A 16,597-nucleotide genomic window follows, 5' to 3' on the forward strand; every position below is an offset into this window, starting at 1 on the left:
CATTATTCGCGAAACAAGGCTTCAATGTTCAGTCCCTGAGCCTGCAAAATTTCCCGCAGACGACGAAGACCTTCAACCTGAATCTGGCGAACACGTTCACGGGTCAGACCGATTTCGCGACCCACATCTTCTAACGTTGCCGCTTCGTAGCCTAACAGGCCGAAACGACGCGCCAGCACTTCACGCTGTTTGGCGTTCAGTTCGAACAGCCACTTGACGATGCTCTGCTTCATGTCATCGTCCTGGGTGGTATCTTCCGGACCGTTGTCTTTCTCGTCGGCCAGGATATCCAGCAGCGCTTTCTCAGAATCTCCGCCTAACGGCGTGTCAACTGACGTGATGCGTTCGTTGAGGCGCAGCATACGGCTGACGTCATCAACGGGTTTGTCCAGCTGTTCGGCAATTTCTTCCGCGCTTGGCTCGTGATCCAGCTTGTGGGCCAGTTCGCGGGCGGTACGCAGATAGACGTTCAGCTCTTTAACAATGTGGATTGGCAGACGGATGGTACGGGTTTGATTCATGATCGCCCGTTCAATCGTCTGACGGATCCACCAGGTAGCGTAAGTAGAGAAACGGAACCCACGTTCAGGGTCAAATTTCTCTACCGCGCGGATCAGGCCCAGGTTACCTTCTTCAATCAGATCCAGCAAAGCCAGACCACGATTGCTGTAACGACGGGCGATCTTCACTACCAGACGTAAGTTACTTTCAATCATGCGGCGACGAGACGGAATGTCACCACGCAGAGCACGACGAGCGAAGAAAACTTCTTCCTCTGCCGTAAGGAGCGGTGAATAACCGATCTCCCCCAGGTAGAGCTGCGTCGCATCCAAAACACGTTGTGTAGCGCCTTGTGACAACAGCTCTTCTTCAGCTATATCGTTATCAGCAGGTTCATTTCCGACAAGAGCCTTCTCATCAAAAATCTCAGCTCCGTTTTCGTCGAATTCCGCGTCTTCATGTAACTCATTAACTTTCAGCGTATTCTGGCTCATTAGCGGCTCCTACCCGTGATCCCAGGGCAGAACAACCAGGGTTCTGCCGGTTTATCGCTGCGGCAAATAGCGCAACGGGTTTACGGATTTCCCCTTGTAACGAATTTCAAAATGCAATCTAACCGAACTGGTGCCGGTACTGCCCATTGTCGCAATCTTCTGACCCGCTTTTACTTCCTGCTGCTCGCGGACCAGCATCGTGTCGTTATGGGCATATGCACTCAGGTAGTCATCATTATGTTTGATGATAATCAAGTTGCCATAACCGCGCAGCGCATTCCCGGCATACACAACGCGCCCTGAGGCGGTTGATACAACGGGCTGTCCTCGCGATCCCGCGATATCGATACCTTTGTTGCCGCCTTCGGAAGCAGAAAAGTTATCGATAATCTTCCCGTCGGTCGGCCAACGCCAGCTGCCTACCGGAGTAGAGCTATTCGTTGTGCTGCTGACGGTCGGAGCACTTACCGGCGCTGTCGTCGTTGCGACAGTATTTGTACCGGCTGAAGGTAACATTTTGCCTTCACTTGGTTTACCTGAATCCTCAGAATACGTAATAACCGGCTGACGTGCAACCGTTGTGCTCTTCATTTGCGCAGTGGTCGGCTGAGTGGGCACGCCGCCCGCCGTTGCATCCGCTGCGGTGATGGCATTGCCGCCGGTCAGGGTGCCGCCGGAGCCGTTACTAACCTGCAACTGCTGGCCCACATTGAGGCTGTAAGGCGCAGAGACGTTATTTCGTTCGGCTAAATCACGGAAATCGTTGCCGGTAATCCAGGCAATATAGAACAGCGTATCGCCGCGTTTAACGGTGTAAGTTTCGCCGCTGTAGCTACCTTTCGGAATATTCCCATACGAGCGGTTATAGATGATACGCCCATTTTGCGTAACAACATTTTCACTTCTGCCGCCGCTCGCTGCGGGCGCGGCGCGGCCAGAACCGGAAACGATCGGCGGTGGCTGGCTGATTAATCCCCCGCCGCTGTTGGCGCTGCCATTGCCGCCTACCGAGCTGATTGGCGCCTGTGCGTTATCGCTGGAACAGCCAGCTAACCAAAAACCAACGAGTGAAACCGCCGCAATACGGCGTAATTTTACTACCGGGCTTCCCGTGCTCATTTATATCCCCCGCTACGGCAAAACTGTGCGGCCGCGCTCGGCTAAACCTGCGCCAGCAGCATTAAATTCTGAATAGATTGAATAGTAACAATATCGGCCGTCACGTGCCATTAACAGATAGAAGCCATTAACAGATGCGTACAATTGGCCGGGCGCTCAGGCCAGATCGCCCTGCACCAGCGGCACAAATCGCACCGGCTCGATAGTTTCCACCAGGAATTCGCCGTTTTTACGGGTGATGCGCTTGAGCTGCTGCTGTTCGTCGCCGACCGGCAGCACCATGATGCCGCCCTCATCAAGCTGGTTCATCAGCTCGACAGGGATCTCCGGCGGCGCAGCAGTAACGATAATCGCATCGAAAGGGCCGCGCGCTGGCCAGCCCTGCCAGCCATCACCGTGACGGGTGGAAACATTATGCAGATCGAGCTGCTTCAGCCGCCGTTTCGCCTGCCATTGCAGGCCTTTGATTCGTTCGACGGAGCAAACATGCCCGACAAGATGCGCGAGGATAGCGGTTTGATAGCCCGAACCTGTGCCGATCTCCAGCACGCGCGACTCGGGTTTCAACGCCAGCAGCGAGGTCATTTTCGCCACGATATAGGGTTGGGAAATGGTTTGCCCGGAGCCAATCGGCAGCGCCGTATTGTCCCAGGCTTTATGCTCGAAAGCTTCATCAACGAAACGCTCGCGCGGCACCGCTTCAATCGCCTTCAGCAAGGCTTCATCCGTAATGCCCTGCTGGCGCAGCTGGTCCAGCAGCGTTTCAATGCGGCGGTTTACCATTCGTTTTCAACTCCCGAACTGGCTAACCATGAAGCAACGACCTCCTGCGCGCCATGCGCGGTGAGATCGACATGCAGCGCGGTTACCGACACGTAACCTTCTTCGACGGCGGCAAAGTCCGTATCGGGGCCGGCGTCGAACTTTTCACCCGGCGGGCCAATCCAGTACAGCGTATGGCCGCGCGGATCCTGTAGCGGGATAGCCTGATCGCTGGGATGACGGCTGCCGCAGCGGGTCATGCGGATACCTTTAATTTCGCTGAGCGGTAAATCCGGCACGTTGATGTTCAGGATCCGGCCGGTGCGCAACGGCTCGCGCTGCAGCGCCCGCAGCAGAGAACAGGTTACGGCGGCGGCGGTGTCGTAATGCTGATGCCCGTCCAGCGAGACGGCCAGCGCGGGCAGGCCCAGATGGCGCCCTTCCATCGCCGCCGCCACGGTGCCGGAATAGATGACGTCGTCGCCCAGGTTCGCTCCCGCATTAATGCCGGAAACGACGATATCCGGTTTGGGGCGCATCAGCGCGTTCACGCCCAAATAGACACAGTCGGTTGGCGTGCCCATCTGTACCGCAATATCGCCGTTGGGATAGCTGAAGGTACGGAGCGGCGTTTCCAGCGTCAGCGAGTTAGATGCGCCGCTGCGGTTGCGATCCGGCGCCACCACCTGCACCTCTGCAAACTCGCGCAGCGCGGCCGCCAGCGTCTGAATACCCGGCGCGTGGATACCGTCATCATTACTCAGCAATATTCGCATCTGGAATTTAACCCCTTCTTTTCAATCTGTTGGGTATCATATCATCCCCGACCGCCGCCGGGGCGCGCCTTTTGCGCCTATTCCGCTACGTCCGCCTCGCCGTTCGGCTGGTTAAGCAGTTCGCGCACCAGGCTGGTGGCAAAACTGCCCGCCGGCAGCCAGAAGGAAAGCTCGACGGTGACATCATCCCACCAGCTCCAGCGCAAATCACGCGGCACCACCAGCGCGGCGCGGCGAGCCGCCTCTACGCGCTCGCGCGCCAGCAGCGCAATCAGCGCCGTTTCGTGCGCCAGGCTTTGCTGCTCAAACGCCAGCGCCTCGCCCTGGGTGCCCGGATCGCCGCTGCCCGGCAGCGGTGCCGTCACGCGCAGCTCGTTATTCTCCGTGCGCGCCTGCAGCCCAGGCAGCTCTTCTTCGGCGGCCACAAACCAGCTGCCGCGTCCGGTAAGCTGCAATGCATCGCCCGGCATCACGCGGGTCAGCGATCCCATTTTACTCAGGCGATCGCTGACGACCTGATTAAACAGCGCGCTGCGCGCGGCGGAAAGTAAAAAGCTGCGCTTGTTGCGCTCGCGCACGCGGATCTCATCCGCCGCCCAGCGCTGCGCCATAATCAGGTTGTTGTTGGCATGGCCAAAGCGCTGCTCGCCAAAATAGTTCGGGAAACCGCCCTGCGCTATCTGCTGCAGACGCTGCTCAACGGACGCCTGGTCGGAAATCTGACGCAGGATAAGCGTAAAGGCATTGCCCTGTAGCGCGCCGGTACGCAGCTTACGACGATGCCGCGCGCTCTCCAGCACTTCACAGCCTTCCAGCTGAAAAGCGGTAAAATCCGGCGTCTCTTTGCCGGGCACGCGCAGGCAGAACCACTGCTCGGTCACGGCGTGACGATCTTTCATGCCGGCAAAGCTGACGTCGCGCGGATGAATTTTAGCGAACTTTGCCAGCGCCTCGGCCACAAAGCGGGTATTGCAGCCGTTTTTACGAATGCGCACCAGCACCTGTTCACCGTCGCCGTCCGGACGGTAGCCCAGATCTTCGATCACCACGAAATCTTCCGGGTTCGCTTTGACCACGCCGCTGGCGGCGGGCTGCCCATAAAGCCAGGCGGTCATTAAGCGTCAGCCTTGATCAGCAGCGCAACGGCTTCACAGGCTATGCCCTCGCCACGGCCGGTAAAGCCCAGCTTTTCAGTGGTGGTCGCTTTCACATTGACGCAGTCCATATGGATGCCCAGATCTTCCGCGATATGAATGCGCATCTGCGGCACGTGCGGCAGCATCTTCGGTGCCTGGGCGATAATAGTCACGTCAACGTTACCAACGCGATAGCCTTTTTTCTCAATCTGGCGCCAGGCTTCACGCAGCAGCTCGCGGCTGTCTGCCCCTTTATAAGCCGCGTCGGTGTCGGGGAAAAGCTTGCCGATATCGCCCAGCGCCGCCGCGCCCAGCAGCGCATCGGTCAGCGCATGAAGCGCCACGTCGCCGTCGGAATGGGCCAGCAGCCCTTTCTCATAAGGAATTCGCACGCCGCCAATAATCAGCGGGCCTTCGCCGCCAAACGCGTGTACATCAAAACCGTGGCCGATACGCATTATGCGCTCTCCTTATTATGTAATTGAGTCAGGTAAAAAGCGGCCAGCGCCAGATCTTCCGGTCGCGTCACCTTGATATTGTCGCTGCGGCCGACGATCAGTTCGGGATGATAGCCGCAATATTCCAGCGCGGAGGCCTCGTCCGTGATGGACGCACCTTCCTGCAGCGCCCGCTGCAGACAGTGACGCAACAGCTCCAGCGGAAACAGCTGCGGCGTCAGCGCGTGCCAGAGCGCCTCCCGCTCCACCGTATGGGCAATTGCCGGCGAGCCGGGTTCCGCGCGCTTCATGGTGTCACGCACGGGCGCGGCCAAAATGCCGCCGATGCGGCTGGTCGCGGTAATCGCCAGCAGGCGGTGTAAATCGTCGGGATGCAGACAGGGACGCGCCGCGTCGTGCACCAGCACCCAACGGGCCTCTGGCGCGGCTTGCAGACCGGCCAGCACCGAGTCGGCTCGTTCTTTGCCGCCGGCGACCCAGCGCACGCGAGGATCCTTAGCGACCGGCAGCGTAAAGAACCAGGGATCTTCTGGCGTGATAGCCACGATAATCTGATTGACCTGCGGATGCGCCAGCAGGCCGTCAATGGCGTGCTCAAGCACGCTCTTGCCGTTAATGCGAAGATATTGCTTAGGACAGGCCGCCTGCATCCGGCTGCCGACACCGGCAGCGGGCACAACGGCAATCACCTCAGTACCTGCGATAGTCATGTTTTATCGTTGTTGATTGGCCTGCGCGTTTTTACTGCGATCCGGCACAAGGCGATAGAAGGTCTCACCGGGCTTGATCATGCCCAGCTCATTGCGCGCGCGTTCTTCGATAGCTTCGGAACCGCCATTCAGGTCATCGATTTCCGCAAACAGCCGATCGTTGCGCGCTTTTAATTTGGCGTTACTGCTCTGCTGCACCGCAACATCGTCGTTAACGCGCGTATAGTCATGTAGGCCGTTCTTGCCCAGCCAGAGCGAATATTGCAGCCAGCCGAGTAGTACAAGTAACAGCAGCGTAAGTTTTCCCATCCCCGCCCCCTGAAAAACGGCTCAATCATCCCATAACTTTTCTCCCGACTCCACTGCGGCCTTGAAATAGCCGCCGTTTGGCGAATCGGTGAGCGTTCCACGGGGCTAAACAGCGTCGTCAGGCAACCTTCTGTTACCACCGGGCGCATTCAGACATCAGATTTTGCCCACGGGCGGGCAAACCTTACCACAATGAGGGCGATTACCAACCGCTCAGCAGCGTAAACAGCAGCCAGAAAAGGCCTATAACCACCACGACGGTGAGCAGGAGCGTCCAAATCAGATGGCCGCGCAGCAGCACGCTGGCGATAATACCGACCAGAACGGAAACGGGCAGCAGCGCGAGAAAGAAGGGCCAGGTATAGAGGAAGAAGAACAGCGTGTTAGAGCCGTAAAGCATAAAAGGGATCGCGAGCGCGAACCAGTAGCAGGCAAAGCCTGCCACTCCACCGGGAAACGACCAGGAAGACTCTTCCTGACCGTCATCTTTGCGGGCCAGCATGGGCGTAACGTTATGCATAAGTATCCTGTTGACGCGTAATACGGCCCGCTCTGAGGCGTTTTGCCGCGGCTATCTCAGGCTTTGATAATATCGCGGTCACGCAGCAGATCTAACACTTGAACCCGTAAATTTGTTACCAATTGTTCGCCATCCAGGCGGATTTCCGGACGTTCCGGCGCTTCATAAACGGCGTCAATGCCGGTGAAATTACGCAGCTCGCCGGCCCGCGCTTTTTTATACAGGCCTTTGGGATCGCGCGCTTCGCAGATAGCCAGCGGCGTGTCGACAAAGACTTCAATAAAGCGCCCTTCCCCAACCATGTCGCGCACCATCTGCCGCTCTTCCCGATGCGGAGAGATAAAGGCGCTCAGAACGATCAGGCCCGCATCGACCATCAGCTTTGCGACTTCGCCGACGCGCCGGATATTCTCTTTACGATCGGCGTCGCTGAAGCCCAGATCGCGGCAGAGGCCGTGACGCACGTTGTCGCCATCCAGCAGATAGGTGCTGACGCCAAGCTGATGCAGCGCCTGCTCCAGCGCGCCCGCCACGGTGGATTTACCGGAGCCGGAAAGCCCCGTAAACCACAGCACCGCGCCCTGATGACCGTGCAGCTGCTCGCGCTCCGCACGCGTTACCGCGTGCGCATGCCAGACGACGTTTTCATCGTGAGCGGCCATTATTGACCGCCTGAAATATCGCGAGCGCCCCAGTGCGGGAAGTGGCGACGCACCAGCGCGTTAAATTCCAGTTCAAAAGCGCTGAAATCACCGGTCGCCTGCGCCGCTTCCTCGTTCGGTTCGCGGATCATGCCTGCGCCGACGGTAACGTTGCTCAGACGGTCAATAAAGATCATGCCGCCGGTAACCGGATTCTGCTGGTATTTATCCAGCACCATCGGCTCGTCAAAGGTCAGATCCACCAGACCGATGCCGTTCAGCGGCAGGTTTTCCACCTGACGCTGGGCCAGGCTGTTGATTTCCACCTGATACTGAATTTTTTCGACGCGCGCGCGGGTTTTCTTGCCGGCGATTTTAATATCGAAGCTCTGACCCGGCGCCAGCGGCTGTTCCGCCATCCATACCACGTCCACGCTGGCCGCCTGCACGGGCTTCAGCTCTGTACTGGCATCTACCAGCAGATCGCCGCGGCTGATATCGATTTCGTCCTTCAGCACCAGCGTAATCGCTTCGCCGGCCTGCGCTGCCTGCAAATCGCCGTCAAAGGTCACGATGCGGGCGATGGAAGATTCCACGCCGGATGGCAGCACCTTCACGCGCTGGCCGACCTGTACCGTTCCCGACGCCAGGGTGCCCGCATAGCCGCGGAAATCCAGGTTAGGTCGGTTGACGTACTGCACCGGGAAGCGCATCGGCTGCTGTTCCACCACGCGCTTGACCTCGACGGTTTCCAACACGTCCAGCAGCGTCGGACCGGTGTACCAGCCCATCGCCTCGCTCGCGGAAGCGACGTTTTCCCCTTCCAGCGCCGACAGCGGCACAAAGCGGATATCCAGATCGTTCGGCAGCTGTTCGGCAAAATCCAGATAGTCCTGTTTGATTTGCTCGAACTTCTCTTCGCTGTACTCGACCAGATCCATCTTATTAATAGCCACCACCAGGTGCTTGATGCCCAGCAGCGTGGAGATAAAGCTGTGACGACGCGTCTGATCCAGCACGCCTTTACGGGCGTCGATCAGCAGAATGGCCAGGTCGCAGGTTGATGCGCCTGTCGCCATATTGCGGGTGTACTGCTCGTGCCCCGGCGTGTCGGCAATAATAAATTTGCGCTTTTCAGTGGAGAAATAGCGGTAGGCCACGTCGATGGTGATGCCCTGTTCCCGCTCGGCCTGCAGGCCGTCCACCAGCAGCGCCAGATCCAGTTTCTCGCCCTGGGTACCGTGACGCTTGCTGTCGTTGTGCAGCGAAGAGAGCTGATCTTCATAAATCTGGCGCGTGTCGTGCAGCAGGCGGCCAATCAGCGTGCTTTTGCCGTCGTCGACGCTGCCGCAGGTCAGAAAACGCAGCAGGCTTTTGTGCTGCTGAGCGTGCAGCCAGGCTTCCACGCCGCCCTGGTCGGCAATTTGTTGTGCAATGACGTTGTTCATCTCGGCTCCTTAGAAATAACCCTGGCGTTTCTTCAGCTCCATCGAGCCGGACTGATCGCGGTCGATCACGCGCCCCTGACGTTCGCTGGTGGTTGAAACCAGCATCTCTTCGATGATCGAAGGCAGCGTCTGCGCTTCAGATTCCACCGCGCCGGTTAGCGGCCAGCAGCCCAGCGTACGGAAACGCACCATCCGCTCCTCAATCTTCTCGCCAGGCTGTAAATCGATACGGTCGTCGTCAATCATCATCAACATGCCGTCGCGTTCCAGTACCGGACGCTTAGCGGCCAGATACAGTGGAACAATGTCGATATTTTCCAGGAAGATATATTGCCAGATATCCAGCTCGGTCCAGTTAGAGAGCGGGAAAACGCGAATGCTTTCGCCTTTATTGATCTGGCCGTTGTAGTTGTGCCACAGCTCAGGACGCTGGTTTTTCGGATCCCAGCGGTGGAAACGGTCACGGAAGGAGTAGATACGCTCTTTCGCGCGGGATTTTTCCTCGTCGCGACGCGCGCCGCCGAACGCGGCATCAAAGCCGTATTTGTTCAGCGCCTGCTTCAGCCCTTCGGTTTTCATAATGTCGGTGTGCTTGGCGCTGCCGTGCACGAAGGGATTGATGCCCATCGCCACGCCTTCCGGGTTTTTATGCACCAGCAGCTCGGCGCCAATCTCTTTTACCGTACGGTCGCGGAATTCGTACATTTCACGAAATTTCCAGCCGGTATCCACGTGCAGCAGCGGGAAAGGCAGCGTGCCCGGATAGAACGCTTTACGCGCCAGGTGCAGCATCACCGAAGAGTCTTTGCCGATAGAGTACATCATGACCGGATTGCCGAACTCTGCCGCCACTTCACGGATGATATGGATACTTTCCGCTTCCAGTTGACGCAGGTGGGTGAGTCGTTTTTGATCCATAACTTTTCCTCAAGCCAAATTCACAACGGCGGACGCCCGCTGCGCTGAATGTTGAAACCACGCCAGCTGCTGATGCAGGTTGACCACTTCCCCTATCACTAACAGGGCGGGCGTTGGCGCACGTTGTGCCAGTTGTTCTAATTCCTGTAGCGTGCCGGTCAGCACCTGCTGATCCTGACGCGTGCCGCGCCCGATCACCGCTACCGGCGTTTGCGCGTCGCGGCCATGGGCAATAAGCTGCGCCGAGATTTCGGCGGCTTTTACCGTGCCCATATAAATAGCCAGCGTCTGCCGCGCTCGGGCAAGCGATGGCCAGTCCATCTCTTCGCCGTCGGCCCGGCAATGGCCGGTGATAAACAGCACGCTTTGCGCATGGTCGCGATGCGTCAGCGGAATGCCGGCATAGGCCGTCGCGCCTGCCGCTGCGGTCACGCCCGGTACCACCTGAAATGGAATGCCCGCCTCAACCGCCGCCTGAAGCTCTTCGCCGCCGCGACCAAAAATAAAGGGATCGCCGCCCTTCAGGCGCACAACCCGCTTGCCCTTCTTCGCCAGCTCGACCAGCATCCGGTTAGTCTCTTCCTGCGGCACGCTGTGCGCGCTGGCGCGCTTGCCCACGCAGATGCGGTCGGCGTCGCGTCGGACTAAATCCAGCACCTCGTCGCTGACCAGATGGTCGTACAGCACCACGTCCGCCTGCTGCATCACCTGCAGCCCGCGCAGCGTCAGCAGGCCGGCATCGCCAGGCCCCGCGCCGACCAGGATAATTTCGCCCTGGCTCGCCTCCGGATCGTCCAGCTGGCGAGCCAGCGTCTGTTCCGCGCCCGTCAGATTGCCGGAGGCGACCTGGCTGGCGAAAAGACCGTTAAACGCCTTTTCCCAGAAGCGGCGGCGCTCTGACATTTTGCTCAGCCGCTGCTTAACTCTGTCGCGCCAGCTGCCGGCCAGCGCGGCCATCTGCCCCAGATGGGCGGGCAACAGAGACTCAAGCTTTTCACGCAGCAGGCGCGCCAGTACGGGCGCCGTGCCGCTGGAGGAAATAGCCACGACCAGCGGCGACCGGTCGACAATAGAAGGGAAAATAAAAGAGCATTTAGGCTGGTCATCGACCACGTTAGCCAGCAGCCTGCGCTCGCTGGCATCGTCAAAGACGCGGCTGTTCAGTTCGCCGTCGTCGGTGGCGGCAATCACGAAATAGACCAGGTCGAGCTGGGCGCTCTGATAGTCGCGAGCAATCCACTCGACTTCACCGCTCTCCTGCAGCGCCGTCAGCTCTTCACACAGTTCGCGTGCGGCAATCTGCACCCGCGCGCCTGCGCGACGCAGCAGTTCGATTTTGCGCGCGGCCACGTCGCCGCCGCCAACCACCAGCACCGGTTTGTTTCGGATGTCTGCAAAAAGGGGAAGATAATCCACGTCAGCCTTGCTAAATAACAAAAAGTTAACGCGACTATAGGGCGGCGGTGGAGGCTTATGAAATTACTAATTGGAATGAGTAGTTACCGAATGGAATAACGTTACGGTAAAGCTACGCACAAAATGTGCTTAGCGGAGCGATTTCAGGGGCTTTCAGAAGGATTGTAATTGTGCGGAGCCCGTCACACTTTCATACTGGGACAGCAAAATATTTTCGCTGTTTCGTTACAGGATGACGATTAAGGACGTGACATGTTTTCCCGACTTTGCCTGAGCGCCCTGCTGGCGCTGGGCGTGCTTTCCCCGCTTCACGCCGCGACCAATGAAGGTCAGCTTGCCGAACAGCAGCTGCGCCATATCGCGACTTACTTTCCAGGGCGTATGGCTGGCAGTCCTGCCGAGATGTTAAACGCCGACTATCTGCAACAGCAGTTTCAGCAGTGGGGCTATGAGAGCAATAAAAGAGATTTTACGGCGCACTATCACTATAAATCACAGGATGGCCGCGTTAGCGATCGCAGCGTTATCGCGACATCGGTTATCGCCGCCCGCGCAGGCGAGGTCCCGCAGCAGATAGTTATTCTGGCGCAGGCCGATACCTGGCTGCCGCTAAGCGACAGCGATCGGCAAAAAAATCGCGGCGGCCTGACTTTACAGGGCGCGGACGATAACGCTTCCGGGGTGGCGGTGATGCTGGAGCTGGCGGAGCGTTTACAGTCGACGCCGCTGCACTACAGCCTGCGCTTTGTGGCGCTAAGCGCTTCTGCGCTGCATGGCGAAGAGGATTATCTCGCCCGCATGAAGCCGGAAGAGAAAAAGAACACGCTGCTGGTGATAAAACTAAACGATCTGCTCGTGGGCAACCGGCTCTGGTTTAACAGCGGCACCAACACGCCTGAACCGGTGGCGCGGCAGACGCGCGATCGGGCGCTGGCGCTGGCGCGCTCGGCGCATATTCCTGCCGCCACGCTGGGCAAAGCGGTGAAAAATGAACCGGCGGTAGAGACGTTTGATAAGGCAGGCATCCCGTTGCTGAGCGTTCGCGCCGCCAACTGGGATAAAAAAGGCCATCGGGTGCATACCAGTAACGCGCATTTTCCGCAGGGAAGCTGTCAGCAGCAGGCCAGCTGCGATAACCTTGCCTGGATCGATCGCTGGCTGCCCGGCCGCATCACGCACCGCACGCGCGACAGCGTGAAAATCCTGCTGCCGCTGATCCGCGAGTTAGCCAATCCTCAACCTGAAGCTTAAGGAAGCCCATGTACATTGTCAGTCTGACCTATAACCGCCCGATGCCGGAAGTGGAAGCGGCGCTGGATGCGCATATCGCCTGGCTGGATACTTACTTTGCCGACGGCACCTTTATTGCCGCCGGACGTAAAGATCCCCGTACCGGCGGCGTGATCCTGATAAAGGATATCGATCGCGCTCGGCTGGATCGTATTCTGGCAGAGGATGCTTTTCAGAAGGTGGCGGATTACGAGGTCACTAAAGTGAACGTCACGCGCGGTTCGGCGGACTTTTCTGCGCTGGTGGGACTGTAGGTTTTCGGGAATAAATCAGGGCTGACTCGCATAATAAAGCTTTCGTCATCCCTGATGGAGGCTTTGCTTAGCGAGGTATTGTTAGCATAAATAAATTAGCCTACGATACCCTCATCGTGGTGATTAAATCGCCAATTAAGGAGGGATCTATGAAATATCATCCACCTGAAACGAAACAGCTAACGCCGGAGCAGCGCAAGCTATATCTTAAAATTCAGGCTGAAGAAAATGCTGAAGAGAAACGTTATGCGTCCGATCCTGTCTTGCTGAAACAGGCAGAGGCCTATCACAGAGAGCTGGAACGTATGGTTGAAGAGCGTGCCCAGCCCAAATTTTTACTGCCCGCCTCGAAGGTCAACCAGAGCGTAGCTTCTGGCCATCATGCCATTGATGCGAGCGTTGAGTATTCAGACATTCTGGATCCAGATTCCGCCAGTAAAGGATTTAACCAGTCCGTTCGTGTTCACACTCGCAATAAAAAAGCTTCAATTGCTGTTCATGCCGCTCTTGTGGCCAGCAAGAATAATAAAAAATTCTGAAAGGGAAAGTCAGAAAAATGGTTGCAACAAGGGTAGCAATAACCCCAACATCGAAAATTGAAATCGTATTAGCGCCACAGTTTGAACACGGCGACCGCAAGCAAATTTTAGGTATACCAGGTGAAGCAGCCAACGATATATTTTTAACGGATTTGCCTCAAATGGATGATAACAGCCGTGCATCGTTTGATTATCTTATCCAACAGCTGGCTGAAGAGCTGGATCAAGAAGGCAGAAACAAACCTTCATGGTGTAAGACCAACGGAATGCGTTACGCAGGCGCCGACATCTATGCGCTTTATGACGTATGGCATTACCATAGCGGAGATTGGGATGCGGCACAGGGTCGTTCTGTTTATATTCCTACCGATAGTGGTCATACAAAAGTAAAAGATCTACAGCCCAACCCGTTAGGCATGACCAGCGGGCCTTGCATTCATTTTGCCTGGGAAAATAACGATAAGCGAGTACGGATCCTGGCTTATAGCAAAAGGCATACGCCATACTTCCGGGCATCAGAGCCGGGAAATAATCTTACCTCAAGGATCCTTGCTCCCCTCTGAGCAAAAAGTCATGTTATGCGGCGAACTACCTTATCTGGTTCAGCGTGCGTCAGACAGTATAGCCGCAGCAGTGATAAACCTACGTAAGCTCTTGCAGTACCAAACCTATAGAAAACTGCTGGATATCTGCTTCAGCGGCGCCAAAGAAAACTATCGCTGGGTATGGATGTGTAATAAAGACAAGGATTGGCGGGTTTTAATAATTTGTTTGTAATGAGGGCGGAAGATAACCTCCGCCCTTTAACGTTATTCGTGCAGGCCGCACTCGCGCTTCAGGCCGAAGAAGCGCGTTTCTTCTTCCGCCATGCCCGGCTCCCACTTCCGCGTGGTGTGCGTATCGCCAACCGACAGATAGCCCTGATCCCACAGCGGATGATAGCCCAGGCCGTGCTCCTTCAGATACTGATAAACCTGGCGGTTGTCCCAGTCGATAATCGGCAGCACCTTGAACACGCCGCGCTGAATAGCCAGCACCGGCAGATGGGCGCGGCTGCTGGACTGATCGCGACGCAGACCGGCAAACCACGTCTGCGCATGCAGCGTTTCCAGCGCGCGGTTCATCGGCTCCACTTTGTTGATCTCGTTGTAGCGTTCGATGCCTTCCACGCCCTGCTCCCACAGCTTGCCGTAGCGCGCTTCCTGCCACGCCGCGCTCTGTTCGGCGCGGAATACCTTCAGGTTCAGACCGAGCTTATCGGTCAGCTCGTCAATAAACTGATAGGTTTCCGGGAACAGATAGCCGGTATCGGTCAGGATCACCGGAATATCCGGCTTCGCCTGGGTCACCAGATGCAGACTCACCGCCGCCTGGATGCCAAAGCTGGAAGAAAGCACCGCCTCGCCGGGCAGATTTTCGAGCGCCCAAATAACGCGATCCTGTGCCGACAGCTTTTCCAGCCTGGTGTTGATTTCCGCCAGCGCCATTACGCGTTCGACTTTGGGTAGTGCATTCAGTGCCGAGAGATCGAGTACAGCCATTTCGCGCCTCCGTTATGCCCAAAAATCGCGAGCCGGATCGAGAACAGGTTCCACCACGCCAGCGCGGATAGTGAAATCGCCAAAGCCTTCGTCCGCTTCGCGTTCTTTTGACCAGCGACCCAACAGATGATCGAGGGTGGTTAAAATTTCATCTTCGGTAATGTTTTCACGGTACATACGCGGGATGCGCGTGCCGATGCGGTTGCCGCCCAGATGCAGGTTATAGCGCCCCGGCGCTTTGCCGACCAGGCCGACCTCGGCCAGCAGCGCGCGGCCGCAGCCGTTAGGACAGCCGGTCACGCGCAGGACGATATGCTCATCGCCCACGCCGTGCGCCGTCATCAGCTCTTCCACGCGGGTCACGAACGACGGCAGAAAACGTTCGGCTTCCGCCATCGCCAGCGGACAGGTCGGGAACGCCACGCAGGCCATCGAGTTTTCGCGCTGCGCGGTGACGTTTTCCATCAGGCCGTGCTCGCGGGCCAGCGCTTCGATCGCCGGCTTGTGCGCTTCCGGCACGCCCGCCACAATCAGGTTCTGATTGGCGGTCAGGCGGAAGTCGCCTTTGTGCACCTTCGCAATTTCGGCCAGGCCGGTTTTCAGCGGACGGCCCGGATAGTCCAGCAGGCGGCCATTTTCAATAAACAGCGTCAGATGCCAGTTGTTATCAATCCCTTTCACCCAGCCGAAACGGTCGCCGCGCGTGGTGAATTCATAAGGGCGGATCGGCTCGAAGGTCAGGCCGGCGCGGCGCTCCACTTCCTGCTTAAAGGTTTCCACGCCCACGCGCTCCAGCGTGTACTTGGTTTTGGCGTTTTTACGATCGGTACGGTTGCCCCAGTCGCGCTGCGTGGTGACGACCGCTTCCGCGACGTCGAGGATTTTTTCGACCGGCAGATAGCCAAACTCGCTGGCGGTGCGCGCGTAAGTCGCTTTGTTGCCGTGATCGATAGACAATCCGCCGCCCACCAGCAGGTTAAAGCCGACCAGCCTGCCGTTCTCGGCAATGGCAATAAAGTTCAGATCGTTAGCGTGCAGATCCACATCGTTATGCGGCGGCACCACTACGGTGGTTTTAAACTTACGCGGCAGATAGGTTTCGCCCAGGATCGGCTCTTTATCCGTGGTGGCGACCTTTTCCTGATCCAGCCAGATTTCCGCATAGGCGCGGGTCTGCGGCAGCAGATGCTCGGAGAGTTTTTTCGCCCATTCGTAGGCTTCCTGATGCAGCTCGGATTCTATCGGGTTCGAGGTGCACAGCACGTTACGGTTCACGTCGTTCGCCGTTGCCAGCGCATCCAGGCCGACTTCGCTCAGCATCTGGTGAGCAGGCTTGACGTTGCCCTTCAGGATGCCGTGAAACTGGAAGGTCTGGCGGTTGGTCAGACGAATGCTGCCGTAAATCGTGTTGTCCGCCGCGAACTTATCGATAGCCAGCCACTGCGTCGGCGTAATGATGCCGCCCGGCAGACGGCAGCGCAGCATCATCGCGTGACGCGGCTCCAGCTTCTGCTCGGCGCGCTCGGCGCGAATATCGCGGTCGTCCTGCTGGTACATGCCGTGGAAGCGGATCAGCAGAAAGTTGTCGCCGGTGAAACCGCCGGTCAGGCCGTTATCTAAATCTTCCGCGATAGTTCCGCGCAGATAGTTGCTCTCTTTTTTCAGGCGCTCGGCGTCGGTCAGCTTGCCTTCAACCACCAACGGGCCAGGATGTTTTTCATTGCTCATAAGGCTTTCTCTTTAATATTCGTTAGTGCCGCCGGAT

19 protein-coding genes are annotated in these 16,597 nt (G+C 57.6%); 4 read left to right on the plus strand and 15 right to left on the minus strand.

Going from position 1 to position 16,597, the window contains the following annotated elements:
• Positions 1-2: 2 nt before the first annotated feature.
• From rpoS to cysG, 13 genes are all read right to left on the minus strand, one after another.
• On the minus strand, positions 3-995 hold the full coding sequence (gene rpoS, locus AB6T85_RS14030; RefSeq protein ID WP_125287448.1) for an RNA polymerase sigma factor RpoS: 993 nt from the start codon (positions 993-995) through the stop codon (positions 3-5).
• A 51-nt stretch (positions 996-1,046) separates the two neighbouring features.
• Positions 1,047-2,114: a murein hydrolase activator NlpD gene (nlpD, locus tag AB6T85_RS14035; protein WP_253458892.1), complete on the minus strand. Its 1,068-nt coding sequence runs from the start codon at positions 2,112-2,114 to the stop codon at positions 1,047-1,049.
• A 156-nt stretch (positions 2,115-2,270) separates the two neighbouring features.
• Entirely contained in the window at positions 2,271-2,897 is a 627-nt protein-coding gene (locus tag AB6T85_RS14040) for a protein-L-isoaspartate(D-aspartate) O-methyltransferase (RefSeq protein WP_125287446.1), read from the minus strand.
• On the minus strand, positions 2,891-3,652 hold the full coding sequence (gene surE / locus AB6T85_RS14045; RefSeq protein ID WP_125287445.1) for a 5'/3'-nucleotidase SurE: 762 nt from the start codon (positions 3,650-3,652) through the stop codon (positions 2,891-2,893). Before surE ends, AB6T85_RS14040 begins: the two co-directional genes overlap by 7 nt.
• Positions 3,653-3,729: 77 nt before the next feature.
• Entirely contained in the window at positions 3,730-4,767 is a 1,038-nt protein-coding gene (truD, locus tag AB6T85_RS14050; protein ID WP_369895909.1) for a tRNA pseudouridine(13) synthase TruD, read from the minus strand.
• Positions 4,767-5,246, minus strand: coding sequence for a 2-C-methyl-D-erythritol 2,4-cyclodiphosphate synthase (gene ispF / locus AB6T85_RS14055; RefSeq protein WP_125287443.1), 480 nt, complete (start codon positions 5,244-5,246; stop codon positions 4,767-4,769). Before ispF ends, truD begins: the two co-directional genes overlap by 1 nt.
• The gene (gene ispD / locus AB6T85_RS14060; protein ID WP_301252626.1) at positions 5,246-5,956 is read right to left on the minus strand and encodes a 2-C-methyl-D-erythritol 4-phosphate cytidylyltransferase; all 711 of its coding nucleotides are present in this window, start codon (positions 5,954-5,956) and stop codon (positions 5,246-5,248) included. Before ispD ends, ispF begins: the two co-directional genes overlap by 1 nt.
• Positions 5,957-5,959: 3 nt before the next feature.
• The gene (ftsB, locus tag AB6T85_RS14065; RefSeq protein ID WP_125287441.1) at positions 5,960-6,265 is read right to left on the minus strand and encodes a cell division protein FtsB; all 306 of its coding nucleotides are present in this window, start codon (positions 6,263-6,265) and stop codon (positions 5,960-5,962) included.
• 202 nt (positions 6,266-6,467) lie between these two features.
• Positions 6,468-6,785 (minus strand): DUF3561 family protein, encoded by a 318-nt coding sequence (locus AB6T85_RS14070; RefSeq protein ID WP_253458885.1) that lies wholly within the window; start codon positions 6,783-6,785, stop codon positions 6,468-6,470.
• A gap of 56 nt (positions 6,786-6,841) precedes the next feature.
• Complete coding sequence (gene cysC / locus AB6T85_RS14075; protein WP_301252628.1) at positions 6,842-7,447, minus strand: adenylyl-sulfate kinase; 606 nt, start codon at positions 7,445-7,447, stop codon at positions 6,842-6,844.
• Complete coding sequence (gene cysN / locus AB6T85_RS14080; protein WP_253458881.1) at positions 7,447-8,874, minus strand: sulfate adenylyltransferase subunit CysN; 1,428 nt, start codon at positions 8,872-8,874, stop codon at positions 7,447-7,449. Before cysN ends, cysC begins: the two co-directional genes overlap by 1 nt.
• A gap of 9 nt (positions 8,875-8,883) precedes the next feature.
• The gene (gene cysD, locus AB6T85_RS14085; protein WP_253458879.1) at positions 8,884-9,792 is read right to left on the minus strand and encodes a sulfate adenylyltransferase subunit CysD; all 909 of its coding nucleotides are present in this window, start codon (positions 9,790-9,792) and stop codon (positions 8,884-8,886) included.
• 9 nt (positions 9,793-9,801) lie between these two features.
• Positions 9,802-11,208, minus strand: coding sequence for a siroheme synthase CysG (gene cysG, locus AB6T85_RS14090; protein WP_253458876.1), 1,407 nt, complete (start codon positions 11,206-11,208; stop codon positions 9,802-9,804).
• Between the two features lie 252 nt (positions 11,209-11,460).
• On the opposite strand from cysG, the gene AB6T85_RS14095 reads away from it, so the two are divergent.
• The 4 genes from AB6T85_RS14095 (at position 11,461) to AB6T85_RS14110 (ending at position 13,854) form a co-directional block, all read left to right on the plus strand.
• Positions 11,461-12,459 carry an aminopeptidase gene (locus AB6T85_RS14095; protein WP_253458873.1) on the plus strand — a complete coding sequence of 333 codons (999 nt, stop codon included), beginning with the start codon at positions 11,461-11,463 and terminating at the stop codon, positions 12,457-12,459.
• A gap of 8 nt (positions 12,460-12,467) precedes the next feature.
• Entirely contained in the window at positions 12,468-12,752 is a 285-nt protein-coding gene (locus AB6T85_RS14100) for a YciI family protein (RefSeq protein ID WP_125287434.1), read from the plus strand.
• A gap of 149 nt (positions 12,753-12,901) precedes the next feature.
• Complete coding sequence (locus tag AB6T85_RS14105) at positions 12,902-13,291, plus strand: hypothetical protein (RefSeq protein WP_301252633.1); 390 nt, start codon at positions 12,902-12,904, stop codon at positions 13,289-13,291.
• A gap of 17 nt (positions 13,292-13,308) precedes the next feature.
• Entirely contained in the window at positions 13,309-13,854 is a 546-nt protein-coding gene (locus AB6T85_RS14110) for a hypothetical protein (protein WP_301730118.1), read from the plus strand.
• A 246-nt stretch (positions 13,855-14,100) separates the two neighbouring features.
• Here the strand turns inward: AB6T85_RS14110 and cysH are convergent, their stop codons facing one another.
• The gene (cysH, locus tag AB6T85_RS14115; RefSeq protein WP_253458870.1) at positions 14,101-14,832 is read right to left on the minus strand and encodes a phosphoadenosine phosphosulfate reductase; all 732 of its coding nucleotides are present in this window, start codon (positions 14,830-14,832) and stop codon (positions 14,101-14,103) included.
• 12 nt (positions 14,833-14,844) lie between these two features.
• Positions 14,845-16,560, minus strand: coding sequence for an assimilatory sulfite reductase (NADPH) hemoprotein subunit (gene cysI, locus AB6T85_RS14120; protein ID WP_253458867.1), 1,716 nt, complete (start codon positions 16,558-16,560; stop codon positions 14,845-14,847).
• Positions 16,561-16,597: the final 37 nt, after the last annotated feature.

This window comes from Erwinia aeris (genome assembly GCF_041224955.1).
GTDB lineage: Bacteria > Pseudomonadota > Gammaproteobacteria > Enterobacterales > Enterobacteriaceae > Erwinia > Erwinia aeris.